Raw genomic sequence first — 20,589 nt, 5'->3', positions numbered from 1 at the left:
AAAAAGTGTCAGAAAATATTATTTCCTGAACATGTTTTTATTACACTCTGGACATTGGCAGCTGTATCTTCTTTCTTTTGATCCGTTATGTAATTCTATTTCCAAAAATTCTTCCAGTATCCAATCAGGTACGTCTTCTTCATACCCGCATGATTCACATTTCATCCTGACCATTACATCATTTTCAATAAACTGCATAAGTTCTTCATCAGTCCATCCCTGTTGCTGCTGGTCTGGTTCGACTTTTGAGATACTTTGAGTTGTAGATGCATCCGTTTCGATATCGTCTGTCATTTTTTATCCCTCCTTCAAAAGGATCATATGTCTCTGCATAATTCATTATTTCTCCACATGTACATAGTAGAGGATCCCTCTGAAATGATTGTATCATATAATATCTGAAATGTGTCTTTTCCTTATTTATTTTAGCTGCTGCTGCTCTTTCTTTTTTGTACTGAACTTTACGTTTAAGTTTTTTTCCAACCAGTTCTGCCATTCTGTCATATGTCTTTAAACTTTTGTTTGCATAGAATCCAAAATATCTTACCATCTTAAAATTTCTTTCAGGACAGTGTAGAACAACATTATTGATAAAACTGGTAACTGGTTCGATTACATCAATACGCTTATCATCTTCGTGTCGGTGATAAAACCAGTGAACTGTTTTATTGATATCATCATATTTTACTATCCTGCTTTCGGCCATGACCGGTCTGCTGGTATACCTGGTGATATATTTAACGCAATCATTGATATCGTCTTCATCCTGATCTTTTTTGAATTTAGGAGCATGGACATAGAAACCTTCAGTGTATTTAGTATAATACCAGAGTTTTAGTCTTCTGAAGGTCTCATTGTTACCGATTCTTTTATCAAGATAATCAAGTAGCTGATATCGCCATGTCTGTCTTAGTTTTTTATAGGACATAAAGGAAAAGTTTTTAATTTTATCATTTTTTGTATCGTATGCATCTTCACATACTAAAATATGAATATGAGGATTCCATTGGAGATTACGCCCAAAAGTATGCAATGAAGCGATAGCACCAAATATAATATTATTTCTGGTATCTTTGTAGAGATATTTGGATTTGTGCTTTGTTTTTTTGCAGATATGATTCTTTTTAAATCTGTTTTTCATTTTACGGTATTTACAGTCATTGAAAAGAGAAGCCAGTACATTGCGAGATACAGTGAAGAAACCCTCAAGAAGAGATCTGTCTTTTAAAAAGAAAGGTCTAAGTTCTTTAGGGATAGTAAAAACAATGTGTCGATGTTTTGATTCAAAAGCCATAGCAGAAACATGAGCAGCACGTTGCTGGGCAGCTTTTGAACCGCATTTGCTGCAGAATCTGGAAGAACAGGTATGAGGGACAATAGTTTCATGACCGCAGTTAGGGCATTCGAAAAGATCGAAACCTAAATAAACAGAGGAGCAAAGAATAGTTTTTTGAATATTATCAAAAGTAATATCACGCAATTTACCAGAAAGATAAAGATTGTGAATATATTCAAAATTATCAAAGAAAATGTATTTAAAAGATTCTTTAGAATTTTTTTTAAAATATTGTCTTAAATTAAAAAGAGCTAATGTATCAGTAGGTACAGCTAAATCAATCATCTAAAATCACCAGTTCTATTATAAAACAAAAAAAGGGAGATAATCATAAAAGTTGTGATTTATCACCCAATGGACAAAATTTATTTTTGTCCTTTTTTTAGATAGAAATTATGTAAAAAAACTTACATTTTATCTAACTTATCTAAGCAATATTACTGTGCTATAGTATAGTCAGGTATGAAGCTTTAATATATTTTTTACAATCTTTTTACAAAAGTGATATGTTTTTATCTTTGATATATGACATATAATTTTTATGATCTTAAAGGAGGTGATAGTGATAAATAGGGGGAATAATATAATATTTAAAAAATTTTGAGAAAGGAGAAAACAAGTGAATAAGAAAATTAATCGCTTATTAAAGGGAGCATTAGCTTTTACAGTTGCATTTTCAACATTAGCTGTTACTACTTCTACATCTAGAAAAGTAAGTGCAGTAGAACAGGAAGAAAGCTATACTCAATATGTTGATCCATTTGTATGTACTGATGTTGACTATGGTCAATTGTTTCCAGGAAGCGTTGTACCAAATGGATTAGTTAAATTGAGCCCTGATACATATCCACACAATACTCTTGATCATGCTGGATATGACTACAGTAAATTACAAATTCAGGGATTTTCACATACAAGAATCGAAGGAGTTGGGGGTCAAGGTGCCGGTGGTGATGTCTTAGTCACTCCTACATATGTAGAATATAGTCAAAGACCTCAAGCTCAAACTCGTGCAATGAATTACACAAAAGAAGATGAATCAGCTAAACCTGGTTACTATAGTGTAGAATTGACACCTAAAACTGGTAAAGATAATGATGTTAAAGATAGTCCAGAAATCGGTAAGATCAAAGCAGAAATGACAACAGATCAACGTACTGGTTTTCATCGTTATACATTTCCAGAAGCAGGAAGTGTAAATATCATTACTGATTTAAACTATACATATCATGGTACTGATATCAGAAATGCATATGTAGATGTATTAGAACAAAGTGATACAACTACTGCTATCGGTGGAAGATTCAGTGGTAGAAATGTTAGTGGAAATGGTAAATATACAATGTATTTTTACATGGAAACAAGCAAACCTGCTAACAGTGTAAAAACATGGAATGATACAACTTTAAGTGATAAAACATCACAAAAAGGTAATGACATCGGAACAATCATGAATTTTGATGTCAAAGAAAATGAAGAAATACAATTAAAAGTAAGTATTTCACCAATCAGTGTAAAACAAGCAAAAATCGATATGCATAATGAAATCAGTGATTGGGATTTTGATGCGGCAGCATCAAGAGCTGATAAAGCATGGAATGATGTATTAAGCAAAGTAAGAGTAGAAAGCTCAAAAGTCAGTGATCCAACTGGTGAATTAAAACAATTATTCTATACACATCTATATCATATGTTTATGACACCAGTAAATGCTACAAGTACAAGTGGAACATTTAGAGGAACTGATGGAAAGATTCATGAAGCTAATGATTACATACATTATGATTCATGGACATTATGGGATGACTATCGTAAATATCCGATGATCGGATTGATTCAACCAGATACATATAAAGATATGGTAAAATCAATTGCAGATGCATTAGATTATGGAATCGTTACATGGTCACATGATAAACAACCAGTACCAAATGTAAGAACAGAACATGCAGTTGCATTACTTGCAGATGGTGTGGCTAAAGGATTTACAGATATCGATAACTTAGAAGAAGCATATGAAGAAGCTAAAGAAATCGTTAATGAAGTAATTACAAGTGAAGTAGAAAAAATTGGATATGTACCAAATCGTGTTGATAGAACAATTGAATATGGATACGATGACTGGTGCTTATCAATCATTGCTGAAGCTTTAGGTAAAGAAGATGAAGCAGCATATTTCTTAGACCGTTCATTCAATTATAAAAACACATTTAGAAAAGATGCTGTAGATTCACCATTCAGTGATAAAAAATTAGGATTATTATGGAATAGAGACAGCAATGGAAATTGGTTAAATCAAGATCCATCATCTACTAATACAGGTTTATATCAAGGAACAATGTGGCAATATACATGGTATGGTTCAAATGATGTAAACGGATTAATGGATTTAATGGGTGGAAGAGAAGCAACATTAGAAGCATTAATGTATATGTTCGGTATGCAAGATCCAGATGATCCAAAAGGAATGCAACATAATGCTGCAAATGAAGTTGAATTACATACACCATATTTATTTAACTTTGTAGGACGTCCAGATTTAACACAACATTGGGTAAGAGAAATTTATACAAGAGAAACATGGAATAGTAACTACGCAAGTGGAACACAAACTGAAAAACAAAAAATGTATAAATTATCACCACAAGGATATCTGGAAACAATGGATGATGATGCAGGAACAATGGCAATGATGTTTGTATCAGCTGCAATGGGAATCTTCCCAATGACACCAGGGGATACAACATTCCAAATTGGATCACCATTCTTTGAAAAAATAACATTAGACGTTGGAAATGGAAAAACATTTACAATCGAAGCAAACAATGTATCAGATACAAATGAATATATTCAATCAGCAACATTGAATGGAAAATCATTTGATCGTACATGGGTAGATTACTCTGAAATCACAAGAGGAGGAGTATTATCATTTGAAATGGGAGATACACCTTCTTCGTGGGCACAAAACGGAGTAACTGCAAAATCAAGCAGTGACAATGCTGATACATCAACATACGATGATGATGAAATAGCGTATTCATCAGCAATGTTTGAAGAATCAAAAGCAAATGATGGATCATTTGATCAAAAAATAACAATCACATTAAAAACAAAAGAATTCGCTGGAGAAATTGGAGAAGATCTAGTAGCAACAGGAAAGATCAATATCACTAATATACCAGAAGGATTAGAAGCCTCAGCAATAAAAACAGAAGCAAATAAAGTAGAAGTGTCATTAAATGGAAAAGCTAAAAACCATACATTAAATGACAGTATCAGTAACCTAACAATCGAAATAACTGACGGCGCAACAAATGAACCAATTAAAGACAGTATTAGAAAAACAAAAGATAATGTTAAAGTAATGTTCATTGATAATCAATTAACATATTCACAATCAGAATTCAAAGAAAGTGAAAGTGATGATGGAGCAATCCTAGAAACATCAACAATTACTTTAACAGGAGATACAACATTTGCTGGAGAAGTAAATGAAGATTTTGTAGCAACAGGAAAAGTACAAATCAACAATGTACCAGAAGGATTAACTGTAAAAATGATCAAGATAGATGATCATACAGCAGTATTGAGCTTTGAAGGAAAAGCAGTAAACAATGATGCAGATGCAGAAATTGAACTTGCATTTACAGATAGTGCTTTCAATGGAGCATTAGCTAGTGAAATTGGTCAAAGTTCACGTGGCGGAATGACTGCTTTATTATTAGATTTTGATTATGATCATACATCTAAATTAAAAAGAACTATGGCTGAAGCAACATATATAAATGCTAGTGCTTATACACAATCATCTTATCAAGCAGTTTTAGATGCTGTAGCTAAAGGACAAGAACTTTTAGATAACAAAAATGCGACTAGTAAAGAAATTGATTTAGCTATTGGTGATATTATTGATGCTCAAGAACAACTTGATATTCCAAGAGATGGATTCTCTGTTTTACAAGCTGAAAGCAGTGATGTTACATCTGGCGGAAGTTTAAGAGTTGAAGGTTCAGTACTTCATGGAACATATGATGGTGCTTGGATAAGATATGATGCTCTTGATTTTAATGGTCTAAGTCCAAAATATTTAGAACTTCGTTATGATAATGCTAGTAATCGTTGTGCTAGTGATAGTCATTTAGAAGTACGTTTAGATGGTGTTGATGGTACATTGATTGGTGATATTCAATTACCAGCAACAGGAACTGCATGGGGAAGTTATGAAACACTTCAATTTGAAATTAGTAATCCTGAATTATTAGATGGAAAACATGATGTATATTTTGTTTTCAAAGGAACAACAGAAGATAGTAAACCATATGTAGCTAAAGTTGATTATTTGCAATTTAAAGAAACTGCTGATATTGATAGTGTTAAATTAGAAGCTGAAAAAAGTGATGAAAACTCAGGAAATGGCTTAAAGAATGAATCTATCAACTTAGGTGGAACATATGATGGAGCTTGGATTAAATACAATAATGTAAACTTTAATAATCTTGAAGCTGATACAATTAATGTACATTACTCTACACGTGTAGATGCTTGTGCATTAGATGCTCGTATTGAAATTAGAAAAGATAACAAAGATGGTGAATTATTAGGAACTATCATGTTACCTCTTACTGGTGGATGGAGCGATTATCAAACAGTTAGTACAAAATTAGATACTAGTGTTACTGGTGTTCAAGATATTTGCTTTGTATTAAGAGGTACAAATGACGGTGGAAGACCATATGTTGCTAATATTGATTACATGGAATTTGTAAATTCTGGTGTAAATCATATAGAAGCAGAAAATAAAGATGACTGGTCAGGAGCTGAATTAAAAGTTGAAAATAGTACTGATAATACTGGAAAATCATTGACAAATATCGGAGGAGCTAGAAATGATGCATGGCTTCGTTATAACGGTGTTGAATTTAATGGGAAAACAGAAATGACAGTACGTTATTCACATAATCCAGGAACTGCAGGAACAAATTCAAGAATAGATGTATATTTAGACAATATGGATGGAAATCCAATTGGAACAATTAATTTACCAACTACAAATGGATGGGCAAATTATACAGTAATTAGAGAAGTATTTGATCAAGAAATCACAGGAAGTCATGATGTATATTTAAAATTACATACAGATGGAAGTGGTTGGGTAGCTAACTTCGACTGGTTTGAATTTGGTGAACCAATAGCTGATGTTGATAAATCACAATTACAAGCAAAATATGATGAAAATGTAGCTTTACTTCAAGAATATGATAAATATCATTATGTTGGATTTAATATCTTCAAAGATAGATTATTAACTGGTAGTGCTGTAATTGATAATCAAAATGCAACAGCTAATGATGTAAGAATTGCTATTAAAGATATTGATAATGCTCTTGCAGCATTACAATATAAAATTGCATTTGATTTAAATGATTACGTAGTACAATTAGAAAATATTAATGAAGCTGATTATACAAAAGATAGCTATGCTAATTTAATGCAAGCAATTGAAGTAGCAAAAGCTATTCCAACTGATAGTGAATACGAAGTATTCAAAAATGCATATGATGGATTAGTTGATGCTCATTCAAAATTAACTGCATTAAATAGAACTGCTCTTGAAGAAATCATTAAACAAGCTGAAGCAATTGATTTAGATTTATATAAAGAAGAAGGAAAAGCAGAATTTAAAGCAGCATTAGAAAATGCAAAAACAGTTTATGAAACAGTTTCATTAACACAAGCACAAGTAGATGAAGCTGTAGCTAACTTAGATCAAGCAATTAAAGCACTTAAACCAATAGAAACTGATAGTGTCAATAAAGTAGCATTAAAAATTGCAGTAGATCTAGCTAATGCAATCACTGATGAAGATTTAGCTAATGTCGTACCAGCAGTAGTTGATGAATTCATTGCCGCAAGAGATGAAGCTAATGCAGTTTATAATGATGTTAGTGCAACACAAGAAGAAGTAGATAATGCATTTGATCGACTTGCTAGTGTAATGCAAAAATTAGAATTCTTCAAAGGAGATAAAAAAGCATTAAAAGCATTCATCGATAAAGTTACAGGATTAGATTCATCTAAATATACTCAAACTACATGGACAGCTTTTGATAAAGAATTAACTGAAGCAATTGCTGTATATAACGATGAAAATGCAATGCAAGAAGAAGTAAACACAGCATACAGTGAATTAGTAACAGCATTCTTGAACTTAAGATTAATTCCAGATAAGAGCTTATTAGAAGACTTAATTAATCAAGCAAATGGATTAAACGGGGCAAACTATACAAAAGCAACATTTGATGGATTAACAAAAGCATTAGATGAAGCAAAAGCAGTATATGAAAATCCAGATGCCACTCAAAAAGAAGTAGATAATGCAAAAGATGTTCTAGCAAAAGCAATCGCAGGATTACAAACAGTAACAACTGATAACACAGTAAGTACACCAGTAAATAATGGTGATACAACTGCAAGTGTAAAAACAGGAGATGAAAGCTTAGCAGGAATGTTTGCAACAATTGCATTATTAAGCATTGCTGGATATACAATATTGAAAAGAAAAGAAAATTAATTATAAAATATTGTTAATAAATAAGGAAGATCAGAATTATTGAGTTTATCAATAATATCTGTTCCTCCTTTTTGTATGCAAATTTTGTAAAAAAAATTACAATAATTGTAGATGTAAATTTTGTAAAAAAACTTACATTTTATCTATCTTTTTTTAATAATTGCGATATGCTATATTATAGTCAAGAAGGTGATAACGATATAAAATTGGAGAAGATAGTTGTTATATAAATAAATGTTTATAAAATTCTTGTTAAATATTTAATGGTGAAACAGTGACTCAGGCTCAAGAGTTTAAAACTTGAGTTATAATAATCGAGGCTGATAAGTCATATTAAGTATTGTTTAAAAAGTAAATGAATATTTAGTTACAGAGATAAATAGCTATTATTTACTACACTAATATTTGGTGCTAATATGCAAGAAATTAAACTTGTATAGTTAGGAGTAGTAAAATGAATAATTTTAAATAAAATATATAATATTATAATAAATAAACCTTTCTTTCCTTTCGAAAATATAATTGATAAGTATTAGAAATTGTATTGAAGACTATTAATGATTTAAATTATTAATAGTCTTTTTTTAGAGGAGGGGGATAAAAAAATGTAAAATAATTTTACATAAATTTTGTCTATAATTTATGTAAAAAAAATTACATTTTATCTAACTTATTTTAATTAATATATTATGGTATATTATAGTTAAGAAAAAGATAAAGGGGTGATGAGATAAAAAGTACTATGATGTAAAATACACGCTATAAAAAAATACACATCATTAATTAACCATCTAAAATCATTAAATAAATTGCTAGATATAATGTGATAGATGGAAAACTGGTACAGTTTAACAAACTGTTTAACCGGTAAATTTTAAAAAATTTCTCTTTAATATTACTGTAATATGAAAAATTAATTTGGCTTGATGAATTAGTATTTATAAATATTGCAGTAGATTCAATTGGTACAATTGTCAAAAATAATAACCAATGATATTTATTACTATTTAAAATAATATATAATTATAAAAATTAATAGTACAACAAATCAATAATAATCTAAAATAAATATTAACTGGTTAGAAATTATAATATGATACACAATACTTAAAATAAAACAATAGATAAAAATATTAAAAATACTTGATATAATAGTAAAAAAACTTTTCTTTCCTTTCCTATCGACATTTACAATAAATTAGTATTGAAAATATAATTATCTATATGGTTTTAACTATTAGTAACAATAGGTTATTAATAGTTTTTTTATTTTATTTGATGATAATATTTTATTAAAATAATAAAAATATATTGACAACAGATAATGTTTGATGCATAATACAAACAATAAGTAATAAATATTTATCATTAAGATATATATTTATCAATAAAAGGGGGTCAACTTAATGAAAAAAGATATTACAAAATTATTTGGGGAATTGGTTTTTGATGAAGAAACGATGGAAAAAAGATTACCAAAAGACACATTTAAAGAATTACAAAAAACATTAAAAGAATCTAAACCATTAAATATTAAAATTGCTAATGCTGTAGCAAATGCAATGAAAGATTGGGCAATTGAACATGGGGTAACTCATTATACACATTGGTTTCAACCGATGACAGGGGTAACGGCAGAAAAACATGATAGCTTTATCAATGTTAAGAAAAACGGAAAAATGATTTTAGAATTTTCTGGAAAAGAGTTAATCAAAGGTGAACCTGATGCTTCATCATTTCCAAACGGAGGATTAAGAGCAACCTTTGAAGCTCGTGGTTATACAGCATGGGATCCTACATCATATGCATTTATTAAAAATAATGTGTTATGTATTCCAACAGCATTTTGTTCATATTCTGGTCATGCTTTGGATAAAAAAACACCATTATTAAGAAGTATGGAAGCAATTCAAAAACAAGCAATGCGAATTTTAAAATTGTTTGGAAATAATGATGTTGTTTCTGTTAAAACAACAGTGGGACCAGAACAAGAATATTTTTTAGTCGATAAAAAATATTATGAACAAAGAAAAGATTTAATTTATACAGGACGTACTTTATTTGGTGCACCATCACCAAAAGGGCAAGAAATGGAAGATCATTATTTTGGAACAATTAAATCAAGAGTACAAGCATTTATGAATGACTTAAATGTTGAATTGTGGAAATTAGGTATTTTTGCTAAAACTGAACATAATGAGGTAGCACCGGCTCAGCATGAATTAGCACCAATTTTTTCAACAACTAATATTGCAACAGATCATAATCAATTAATAATGGAGTTGATTCAACGTACTGCTAAAAAACATGATCTAGTAGCTTTACTACATGAAAAACCATTTGCAGGAATCAATGGCAGTGGGAAACATAATAACTGGTCAATTTCTACAGATTCTGGTGTTAATTTATTAGAACCAGGAGAAACTCCATATGAAAATGCACAATTTTTATTATTCTTATGTGCAATTTTAAAAGCGGCTGATGAGCATCAAGATTTATTAAGATTATCAGTTGCTACAGCTGGAAATGATCATCGTTTGGGTGCAAATGAAGCACCACCAGCAATTATTTCTGTATTTTTAGGTGATGAATTAACAGAAATCTTAGAAGCAATTGAAGAAGATCGAGCATACGATGGAAAAGTTAAGGAATTAATGAAAATAGGGGCACATGTATTACCTAAGTTTACAAAAGATACAACTGATCGTAATCGTACTTCCCCATTTGCTTTTACTGGTAATAAATTTGAGTTTAGGATGCCAGGTTCTAGTTCTTCGATTGCAGGATGTAATATTGTTTTAAATACTGTAATTGCTGATGAATTAAAAGAATTTGCAGATATTTTAGAAAATAGTAATGATTTTTCATCTGCATTACATGAATTGATTCAAAAGACAATTAAGGAACATAAAAGAATTATTTTTAATGGAAATGGATATGATCAAGCATGGATTGAAGAAGCTAAAAAACGTGGTTTATTAAATTTAAAAACTACTCCTGATGTTTTACCATATTTTATTAAAGAAGAAAACCGTGAATTATTTAAAAGACATCATGTTTTTGATGATGAAGAAATTTATTCACGTTATGAAATCTTAATGGAAGAATATGTCAAAATATTAAATATTGAAGCTTTAACAATGGTAAATATGTCAAAAAAAGAAATCTTACCAGCAATAAGTAATTACACTAAACAACTTGCAGATACAATTTTATCAAAACAACAAGTATTACCAACTAATAAAAGTTTATATGAACAAGAAATTCTTGAACAAACTACAATATTACTAAATCAAGCCTATGAAACAACATTAAAATTAGAAGAAAATCTAAAACAAGCACAAGAAATAGATGATTTTGAAAAACAGGCATTATTTTATAAAGATAATATTATTATCAAAATGAATGAATTAAGAGTTGCTTGTGATAAATTAGAAACTTTAATTGATGAAAAATTATGGCCATTTCCAACATATGGAAAATTATTGTTTGGTATTTTATAAGGGGGAAATTATATGTGTTCAATAATGGGCTATTATGGCAAGTGTATATCACATGAAGAATTCTTGAAGGGGTTCAATCAGACCCTTTCAAGAGGGCCTGATGCTACTAAAATTGTTGAAATAGATCAATGTGTGTTGGGATTTCATCGCTTATCGATTATGGGAATTAATCAAAGAGGGATGCAACCTTTTAAATATAAAAATAATTATCTTGTTTGTAATGGGGAAGTTTATGGATTTCGTAAAATTAAAGAGGATTTAATAAAAAAAGGAGTTAATTTTAATAGTGAAAGTGATTGTGAAATATTACTACCATTTTATGAACAAAAAGGTGTAGAAATGTTTAAAGAGCTTGACGGCGAGTTTGCATTAATTATTTATGAAGAAAATTCTAAACAATTAATTGCTGCAAGAGATCCAATTGGAATTAGACCACTATTTTATGGGTATGATAAAGATAAGCAAATTATTTTTGCATCTGAAGCTAAAAACTTAGTTGGATTATGTGATAAAATCTATCCTTTTCCTCCTGGACACTATTATAAAGATGGCCAATTTATTTGTTACTTAGATATAACTAAAGTAACAAAATATTACCAAGATGATATAGACACAGTTTGTACTAATATTCATGATTTATTAATAGCAGGAATAAAAAAACGTTTGGATGCTGATGTACCAATTGGTTTTTTATTAAGTGGAGGACTAGATTCATCATTAGTATGTGCAGTTTCATCAAAACTTTTAAATAAACCAATTCATACTTTTGCAATTGGAATGAGCGAAGATGCGATTGATTTAAAATATGCTCGTGAAGTCGCAAATTATATCAACAGCAAACACACCGAAGTAATTATTACCAAAGAAGATGTTATTAACTCCTTAGAAACAGTTATTTCAATATTAGGTACTTATGATATTACAACAATTCGCGCTTCGATAGGGATGTATCTTATTTGTAAATATATTCATGAACATACAGATATTCGTGTATTGTTAACTGGTGAAGTTTCTGATGAATTATTTGGATATAAGTATACTGACTTTGCCCCAGATGCTAAGGCTTTTTTAAATGAAGCTAAAAAACGAGTTAGTGAATTATATATGTATGATGTTTTAAGAGCAGATCGTTGTATTAGTGTTAATTCACTTGAAGCAAGGGTTCCTTTTGGTGATTTGGCTTTTGTTAAATATGTTATGCATATTGATCCACACATGAAAATGAATGTTTATGGTAAAGGAAAATATTTATTAAGACGAGCTTTTGATAAAGGATATTTACCAAGACATATTTTAATGAGAGAAAAGGCGGCTTTTTCCGATGCTGTTGGTCATTCGTTAAGCGATGAATTAAAACGTTATGCTAATTTAAAATATACAGATCAAGAGTTTGAAGAAAAAAAGAAACGGTATCAAGATATTGAGCCATTTACAAAAGAAGCATTATTATATCGAGAAATATTTGAAAAATATTATCCTCATCAAGTCCATATGATTAAAGACTATTGGATGCCAAATAAAAAGTGGCCAGGATGTACAGTTGATGACCCATCAGCTAGAGTACTTTCTAATTATGGGGATAGTGGAAAATAGAAAGGTTGAGATTATGGAAGATAGAAATCTAAAGATGCAATTGCTAAATGAACATGATGCTTGTGGAATTGGTGCAGTTGTAAACATAGATGGAAGAAAGGATTATACAGTTGTTGATCGAGCTTTACAAATTGTCGAGAAATTGGAACATCGAGCAGGAAAAGATGCTAGTGGTAAAGTTGGTGATGGAGTAGGAATTCTTCTTCAAATTTCTCATCATTTTTTTAAAAAAGTTACTGCTTTACAAAATATAAATTTAAATGATGAAAATAATTATGGAATTGGGATGTTCTTTTTACCTCAAGATGAAGTTAAAAGGAATATTGCACTTAAAATATTTGAAGATATTGTAAAAAATAAAGAAGTAAAATTTTTGGGATGGCGTAATGTTCCTTATCATGATGAAATACTTGGTCAAAAGGCTAAAGAGTGTATGCCTTATATAATGCAATGTTTTGTTGAAAGACCTAAACAGATTGAAAAAGACATCGAGTTTGAACGCTTATTATATAAAATTAGACGTGAATTCGAACAATTAAATCTAGAAACATATATTTGTTCTTTGTCAGCTAAAACAATTGTCTATAAAGGGATGTTTTTAGTTGAACAATTACGATTATTTTATGATGATTTACAAGATCATGATTATCATAGTGCAATTGCTCTTGTACATTCTCGTTTTTCTACTAATACTACACCTAGTTGGCAAAGAGCACATCCAAATCGAATGATTGCTCATAACGGGGAAATTAATACTATTCATGGTAATAGTCATCGTATGTTAGCACGTAAAGATATTTTAAAATCTCAATTCTATGATGATCAATATCCGATTGTTAATATTCAAGGCTCAGATTCTGCAATTTTAGATAATGCTTTAGAGTATTTATATATAAATGGAATACCTTTAGAAAAAGCAATAATGCTAATGATTCCAGAACCATGGAAAAATGAAGAAATAGCTCAAGATAAAAAAGACTTTTATCACTATTATGCGACAATGATGGAATCTTGGGATGGACCAGCTGCAATTTTATTTTCTGATGGAAATAAAATGGGAGCAATTTTAGATCGAAATGGTTTAAGACCAGCTCGTTATTATATCTTAGATGATCAAACTTTAATTTTATCTTCAGAAGTAGGAGTATTAGATATTCCTGAAGAAAAAATCATTTGTAAAAATAGATTAGAGCCTGGAAAGATGCTTTTAGTAGATACTATAAATAAAAAAATTATTAGTGATGAAGAATGTAAAAATTTATATGCTAAAAAACAACCATATGGAAAATGGCTAAATTCATATTTATTGCATTTAAAAAACTTAACAGTACATAATAAAGCATCATATCTTGATCAAAATCAAAGAGATATTTTATATAAAGTTTTTGGTTATACTTATGAAGATGTTAAAGATATTATTTTACCAATGGCACAAAACAAAAAAGAATCATTAGCAGCTATGGGAACTGATATACCATTAGCTATGTTAAGTAAGTGTCATCCTCGTTTATTTCATTATTTTAAACAACAATTTGCTCAAGTAACTAATCCACCAATTGATGCATTAAGAGAAGATGTTGTAGTAGATACGACTGTATATTTAGGATCACAAGGTAATTTATTGCAAGATCAAGCTAAAAACTGTCAAGTTTTAGAAATTAATAATCCTATTCTTGATCGATTAGATATTGATAAAATAAAACAATTAAATCAAGAAGGTTTTTGTAGTAAAGTAATCTCGCTATCATTTTCAAAGAAAATAACATTACAAAAGGCATTAGATGATTTGTTTGTAAAATGTGACAAAGCATATATAGATGGTGTTAATATCTTTATTTTATCCGATCGAGATGTTGCTTACGATCAACTCATTATTCCTTCGTTACTTGCAGTTTCTGCTCTAGAACATCATTTTATCAATACTAAAAAAGAAACTAATGTATCAATTGTTTTAGAAAGTGGTGAACCTCGAGATGTGCATCAATTTGCATGTTTATTAGGATATGGGGCTAAAGCAATTTATCCATATTTAGCTCATGAATGTATCCATGAAATGATTCAAGAAAATATTTTAGAAAAAGAAGAAAATCAAGCAATTGAAGATTATAATCAGGCAATAGTTCATGGAGTTGTAAAGATTGCATCTAAAATGGGAATATCAACTTTACAATCATATCAATCAGCTCAAATTTTTGAAACAGTTGGAATTAAACAAGAAGTAATTGATAAATATTTTACTAATACTATCAATTGTATTGGAAAAATCGGTTTAGAAGAAATCGAAGCAGATATTCGCTATTATCATAATTATGCTTACGATTCTTCAAAACTATCAACTTTTGCTTCATTAAACAGTTTAGGATTTCATAAATATCGTAAAGGAAAAGATAAAGAAATTCATTTATATAATCCTGAAACAATAGTTATGCTCCAAAGGGCTACTCAAAATAATGATTATGAATTATTTAAATTATATTCAAAACAACTAAATCAACAAGATAAACCATATACAATTAGACAACTTTTAGATTTTGATTTTTCAAAAAGAAAAGCAATATCTATAGATGAAGTAGAAAGTATTGAATCAATTGTAAAAAGATTCAAAACCGGAGCTATGTCATATGGTTCAATTTCAAAAGAAGCACATGAATGCATGGCTATTGCCATGAATAAATTAGGTGGAAAATCAAATTCTGGTGAAGGTGGTGAAGAAATAGAACGCCTTTATGGAAAAGCTAATAGTGCAATTAAACAAGTTGCTAGCGGCCGTTTTGGAGTAACTAGTGAATATCTTGTAAGTGCAAAAGAAATTCAAATAAAAATGGCACAAGGAGCAAAGCCAGGTGAGGGTGGACATTTACCAGGAAAAAAAGTCTATCCTTGGATTGCTAAAACACGATATTCAACACCCGGAGTATCTTTAATCTCACCACCACCACATCATGATATTTATTCAATTGAAGATTTAGCACAACTAATTTATGATTTAAAAAACGCTAATCGTGAGGCACGAATTTCAGTTAAATTAGTTTCTAAAAATGGTGTAGGTACAGTAGCTTGTGGAGTAGCAAAAGCAGGAGCTGAAGTTATTTTAATTTCAGGATATGATGGAGGAACCGGAGCAGCAAATCAAAGTTCAATTCACCATGCTGGATTACCTTGGGAAATTGGTTTATTACAAACCCATCAGACATTAGTAGAAAATAATTTACGAACACGAGTGGTATTAGAAACTGATGGAAAATTAATGACGGGTCGTGATGTTGCAATTGCAACATTATTAGGAGCTGAGGAATTTGGTTTTGCTACTGCACCACTAGTTACCATGGGATGTATCATGATGCGAGTTTGTAATTTAGATACTTGTCCAGTTGGCATTGCAACTCAAAACAAAGAGCTTAGAAAAAGATTTAAAGGTAAACCGGAATATGTAATGAATTTCATGATTTTTATAGCTAGTGAGTTACGAGAAATTATGGCTAGTCTTGGTTTTAGAACGATTGAAGAAATGGTTGGTCATCTTGATTGTTTAAAAGTTAAAGATAAGATTGGTCAAGATATTGATTTAAAAGCAATTTTAAATCAAAAAGCTTATCCTGTTCATTTTAAAAAACAAGATATTTATCAATTTGAATTAGAAAATAAATTAGATATGAAAGAAATCTTACCACGTTTTAAAGATGCATTGAATAGAGGGACAAAACATCAAGAAACAATTCATGTTTCTAGTCTTGATCGAAGTGTTGGAACATTATTTGGTAGTGAGGTTACTAAAAAATATCAGCAAAAACTAAACGATGATACTTTTACCATTAATTGTATCGGTGGTGCCGGTCAATCATTTGGAGCATTTTTACCTAAAGGAATTACGATGAATTTAGTGGGTGATGCCAATGATTATTTTGGAAAAGGTTTATCAGGAGGGCATTTAGCGATATATCCTAATTCTAAAGCTAAATATAATAGTCATGATAATGTAATTATAGGAAATGTAGCTTTATATGGGGCAACATCTGGTGAGGTTTATGTAAATGGTCTTGCCGGAGAGCGATTTGCGGTAAGAAATTCTGGAGCAATTGCAATTGTAGAAGGGTGTGGAGATCATGGTTTAGAATATATGACAGGTGGAAAAGTTGTAATTCTTGGTAAAACAGGTAAAAATTTAGCGGCTGGAATGAGCGGAGGAATTGCATATGTTTTAGATCAGGATAACGATTTAGATAAACGGTTAAATAAAGAAATGGTCTTGATGGAAGAAGTTACTAATAGTCAAGATCAAGCAGAATTATATGATTTGATTAATAAACACTTTAAGGCAACAGCTTCATCTTTTGCTAAAACAATCTTAAATGACTATGCAAATTGGTTGCCTTGTTTTAAAAAGCTTGTACCAAAAGATTATCAAAAAATTATGACAATAATAAAAGAATATGAAGATAGAGGCTATCCACTTGAAGTAGCAAAACTTGAAGCGTTCAATAGAATTCACGGAATAAAGGAGGAATATCATGGCTAAACCAACAGGGTTTTTAGAATATCAACGTGTTGATAATTTTTCCATTAAACCACAAAAGCGAATTTTAAATTTCGATGAATTTCATCAGTCTTTAAATCCATCATTAAGGAAACAACAAGGTGCACGTTGTATGAATTGTGGAGTACCTTTTTGTCAATCTGCCATTTCTATAAAAGGAACAGTTTCAGGGTGCCCCTTACATAATTTAATTCCTGAATGGAATGATGAAATATATCGTGGTAATGAAAAACAAGCACTAGCAAGATTATTAAAAACAAATTGTTTTCCTGAATTTACTGGCCGTGTTTGTCCTGCTTTATGTGAAAAAGCTTGTGTATGTGGATTGAATGATGATCCTGTTACAATTAAGGATAATGAATTATATGTCATTGAAACAGCTTTTAAAAATAGTCTAATTAAAGCCAATTTACCAAGTTTTCGTACAGGTAAAAAGGTTGCAGTAATTGGAAGTGGTCCAGCTGGTTTAACGGTTGCATATCAATTAAATCAAAAAGGACATGAAGTTACTGTTTATGAAAAAGAAGATCGTTTAGGTGGCTTGTTAATGTATGGAATTCCAAATATGAAACTTGATAAAAAAATAATTGAACGACGTATTCAATTAATGAAAGAAGAAGGAATTATTTTTATTACCAATAAAAATGTCGGTGTTGATCTTACAAAAGAAGAATTATTGTTGAACTATGATGCGATAGTTTTATGTTGTGGGGCTAAACAAGCACGTGATTTAAAAGTACCTGGTCGAAATAGCAAAGGAATATATTTAGCAGTTGATTTTCTTGCATCAACAACTAAAGCCTTGCTTGATAATACTTATGAAAAAGGAAATTATATTAGTGCTAAAGATAAACATGTAGTTGTTGTCGGTGGTGGTGATACAGGAAATGATTGTGTTGCTACGGCTATTCGTCATGGTTGTATCTCAGTAACACAGTTGGAAATGATGCCACAATTGCCTTCGACAAGAACAAAAGAAGAGCCATGGCCACAATGGCCTCACGTTAATAAAATTGATTATGGTCAAGAAGAAAGTATGGAAATATTTCATCATGATCCACGTCTTTATAAAACAACTGTTAAAGAATGTATTGATGAAAAAGGACAACTTAAAGCAGTAAAAATTGTTAATATTGAAATTAATAATGGTAAGATAATTGAAGTTGAAGGTAGTCAAAAAATTATCAAAGCAGATTTATTGTTAATTGCTGCTGGTTTTACTGGTATTGATTTAGAATTAAAAAATACTTTTAATTTACAAACTACTGCTAAAAATACTATTGCAACTAAACAATTTTCTTATCAAACAACTGATGATAAAATTTTTGTTGCTGGAGATAGTCGTCGTGGTCAATCATTAGTTGTATGGGCGATTATGGAAGGTAATGAATGTGCTAATGAAGTAAATGAATATTTAATGAAAGATTTTGATTAAAAGAATTAACGATTAAAGTTAATTCTTTTTTGTTATAAGATTCTTTTTTTTGGTAAAATAAATATAAAGGGTGAATGAATAAATGAAACAAGATAAACGAATATATATGGCAATTGATTTAAAGTCGTTTTATGCATCAGTTGAATGTGTTGAAAGAAATCTTGATCCTTTAACAACTAATCTTGTTGTTGCTGACGTAAGTCGTAGTGAAAAAACAATTTGTTTAGCAGTATCACCATCATTAAAAAAATATGGAATTCCAGGAAGAGCAAGATTATTTGAAGTAATTCAAAAGGTCAAAGAAATAAATCAACAAAGAAAAAATAAACTAGGTAATAAAAAATTTACTGGTGAATCATATGATGATAATTTACTTAGTCAAGATCCAAACTTATCATTATCATATATTATTGCAACACCACGAATGGCTTTTTATATTGAATATAGTACTAAAATTTATGAAATTTACTTAAAATATGTTTCTGTAGATGATATGCATGTTTATTCGATTGATGAAGTTTTTATTGATATTACATCATATCTTAAAGTTTATAATGTAAAGCCCCGGGAATTTGCAAAAATGATTATTTTAGATGTTTTAAAAACTACTGGGATTACAGCTACCGCTGGAATTGGAACAAATTTATATTTGTGTAAAATTGCTATGGATATAGTTGCTAAACATACAAAAGCAGATCAAGATGGTGTTAGAATAGCTCAGTTAGATGAGATGATGTATCGAAAATATCTTTGGTATCATCAGCCAATTACTGATTTTTGGAGAGTCGGCAAAGGCTATCAAAATAAATTAAAAAAAGTTGGCTTATATACAATGGGAGATATTGCGAAATGTTCAATTGGTAAAGAAGATGAATATTATAATGAAGATTTACTTTATGATTTATTTGGCATTAATGCTGAATTATTAATTGATCATGCTTGGGGCTATGAACCATGTACGATTAATGATATTAAAGGCTATAAACCAGAAAATAATAGTATTGGTAGTGGCCAAGTTTTAGATTCACCATATGATTTTAATAAAGCAAAATTAGTTGTAAAAGAAATGCTTGATTTGCTTTCATTAAACTTAGTTGAAAAAAGATTAGTTACTGATCAAATTGTTTTAACAATTGGTTATGATATCGAAAATCTTTCAAAATATAAATATTACCAAGGAGAAATTACAACTGATTATTATGGTAGAAAAATACCTAAACATGCTCATGGAACAGTAAATCTTAATGAAAAAACTGCGTCTGCAAAATTAATTATTGATGCTGTAATGAAATTATATGATAAAATCATTGATAAAAACTTAACAGTAAAAAGAATTAATATTTCAGCTAATCATGTTGTAAGTGAAGCGACATTAATTAATCAAAAAACAATTGAACAATTAGATTTATTTACTGATTATGAAGCTTTAAAAAAACAACGAGAAAAAGAATCAAAAGAATTATTAAAAGAAAAAAAGTTACAGCAAGCAACATTACAAATCAAAAAGAAATATGGTAAAAATGCAATCTTAAAAGGAATGAATCTTAAAGAAGGTGCTACAACAATTGAACGTAATAAAACAATAGGGGGACATAAAGCATAAAGGAGAAAATA

General features: G+C 29.9%; 8 protein-coding genes. 6 read left to right on the top strand and 2 right to left on the bottom strand.

Annotated features, from left to right (window positions below; all coding sequences use genetic code 11):
• Positions 1 to 18: 18 nt before the first annotated feature.
• Positions 19 to 198, bottom strand: a complete 180-nt coding sequence (locus tag NQ543_RS09950; protein ID WP_004608942.1) for a hypothetical protein — start codon at positions 196 to 198, stop codon at positions 19 to 21.
• A 10-nt stretch (positions 199 to 208) separates the two neighbouring features.
• Positions 209 to 1,621, bottom strand: coding sequence for an IS91 family transposase (locus NQ543_RS09945; RefSeq protein ID WP_004608941.1), 1,413 nt, complete (start codon positions 1,619 to 1,621; stop codon positions 209 to 211).
• 334 nt (positions 1,622 to 1,955) lie between these two features.
• On the opposite strand from NQ543_RS09945, the gene NQ543_RS09940 reads away from it, so the two are divergent.
• From NQ543_RS09940 to NQ543_RS09915, 6 genes are all read left to right on the top strand, one after another.
• Positions 1,956 to 7,910 carry a GH92 family glycosyl hydrolase gene (locus NQ543_RS09940; protein ID WP_004609507.1) on the top strand — a complete coding sequence of 1,985 codons (5,955 nt, stop codon included), beginning with the start codon at positions 1,956 to 1,958 and terminating at the stop codon, positions 7,908 to 7,910.
• 1,406 nt (positions 7,911 to 9,316) lie between these two features.
• Complete coding sequence (locus NQ543_RS09935; RefSeq protein ID WP_004609509.1) at positions 9,317 to 11,413, top strand: glutamine synthetase III family protein; 2,097 nt, start codon at positions 9,317 to 9,319, stop codon at positions 11,411 to 11,413.
• A 12-nt stretch (positions 11,414 to 11,425) separates the two neighbouring features.
• Positions 11,426 to 13,006, top strand: coding sequence for an asparagine synthase B (asnB, locus tag NQ543_RS09930; protein ID WP_039903948.1), 1,581 nt, complete (start codon positions 11,426 to 11,428; stop codon positions 13,004 to 13,006).
• A gap of 13 nt (positions 13,007 to 13,019) precedes the next feature.
• A complete protein-coding gene (gltB, locus tag NQ543_RS09925; RefSeq protein WP_039903949.1) occupies positions 13,020 to 17,522 on the top strand; it encodes a glutamate synthase large subunit in 4,503 nt (1,500 codons plus the stop codon).
• Complete coding sequence (locus tag NQ543_RS09920) at positions 17,515 to 18,975, top strand: glutamate synthase subunit beta (RefSeq protein WP_004609512.1); 1,461 nt, start codon at positions 17,515 to 17,517, stop codon at positions 18,973 to 18,975. The genes gltB and NQ543_RS09920 overlap by 8 nt, the downstream gene beginning before the upstream one ends.
• 82 nt (positions 18,976 to 19,057) lie before the next feature.
• Positions 19,058 to 20,578, top strand: coding sequence for a Y-family DNA polymerase (locus tag NQ543_RS09915; protein WP_004609513.1), 1,521 nt, complete (start codon positions 19,058 to 19,060; stop codon positions 20,576 to 20,578).
• Positions 20,579 to 20,589 lie beyond the last annotated feature (11 nt).

The sequence above is a fragment of the Thomasclavelia spiroformis DSM 1552 genome, assembly GCF_025149465.1.
Lineage (GTDB): Bacteria > Bacillota_I > Bacilli_A > Erysipelotrichales > Coprobacillaceae > Thomasclavelia > Thomasclavelia spiroformis.
Note: the sequence above shows the minus strand (reverse complement) of the source record. Positions and strands in the feature narration are given on the sequence as shown.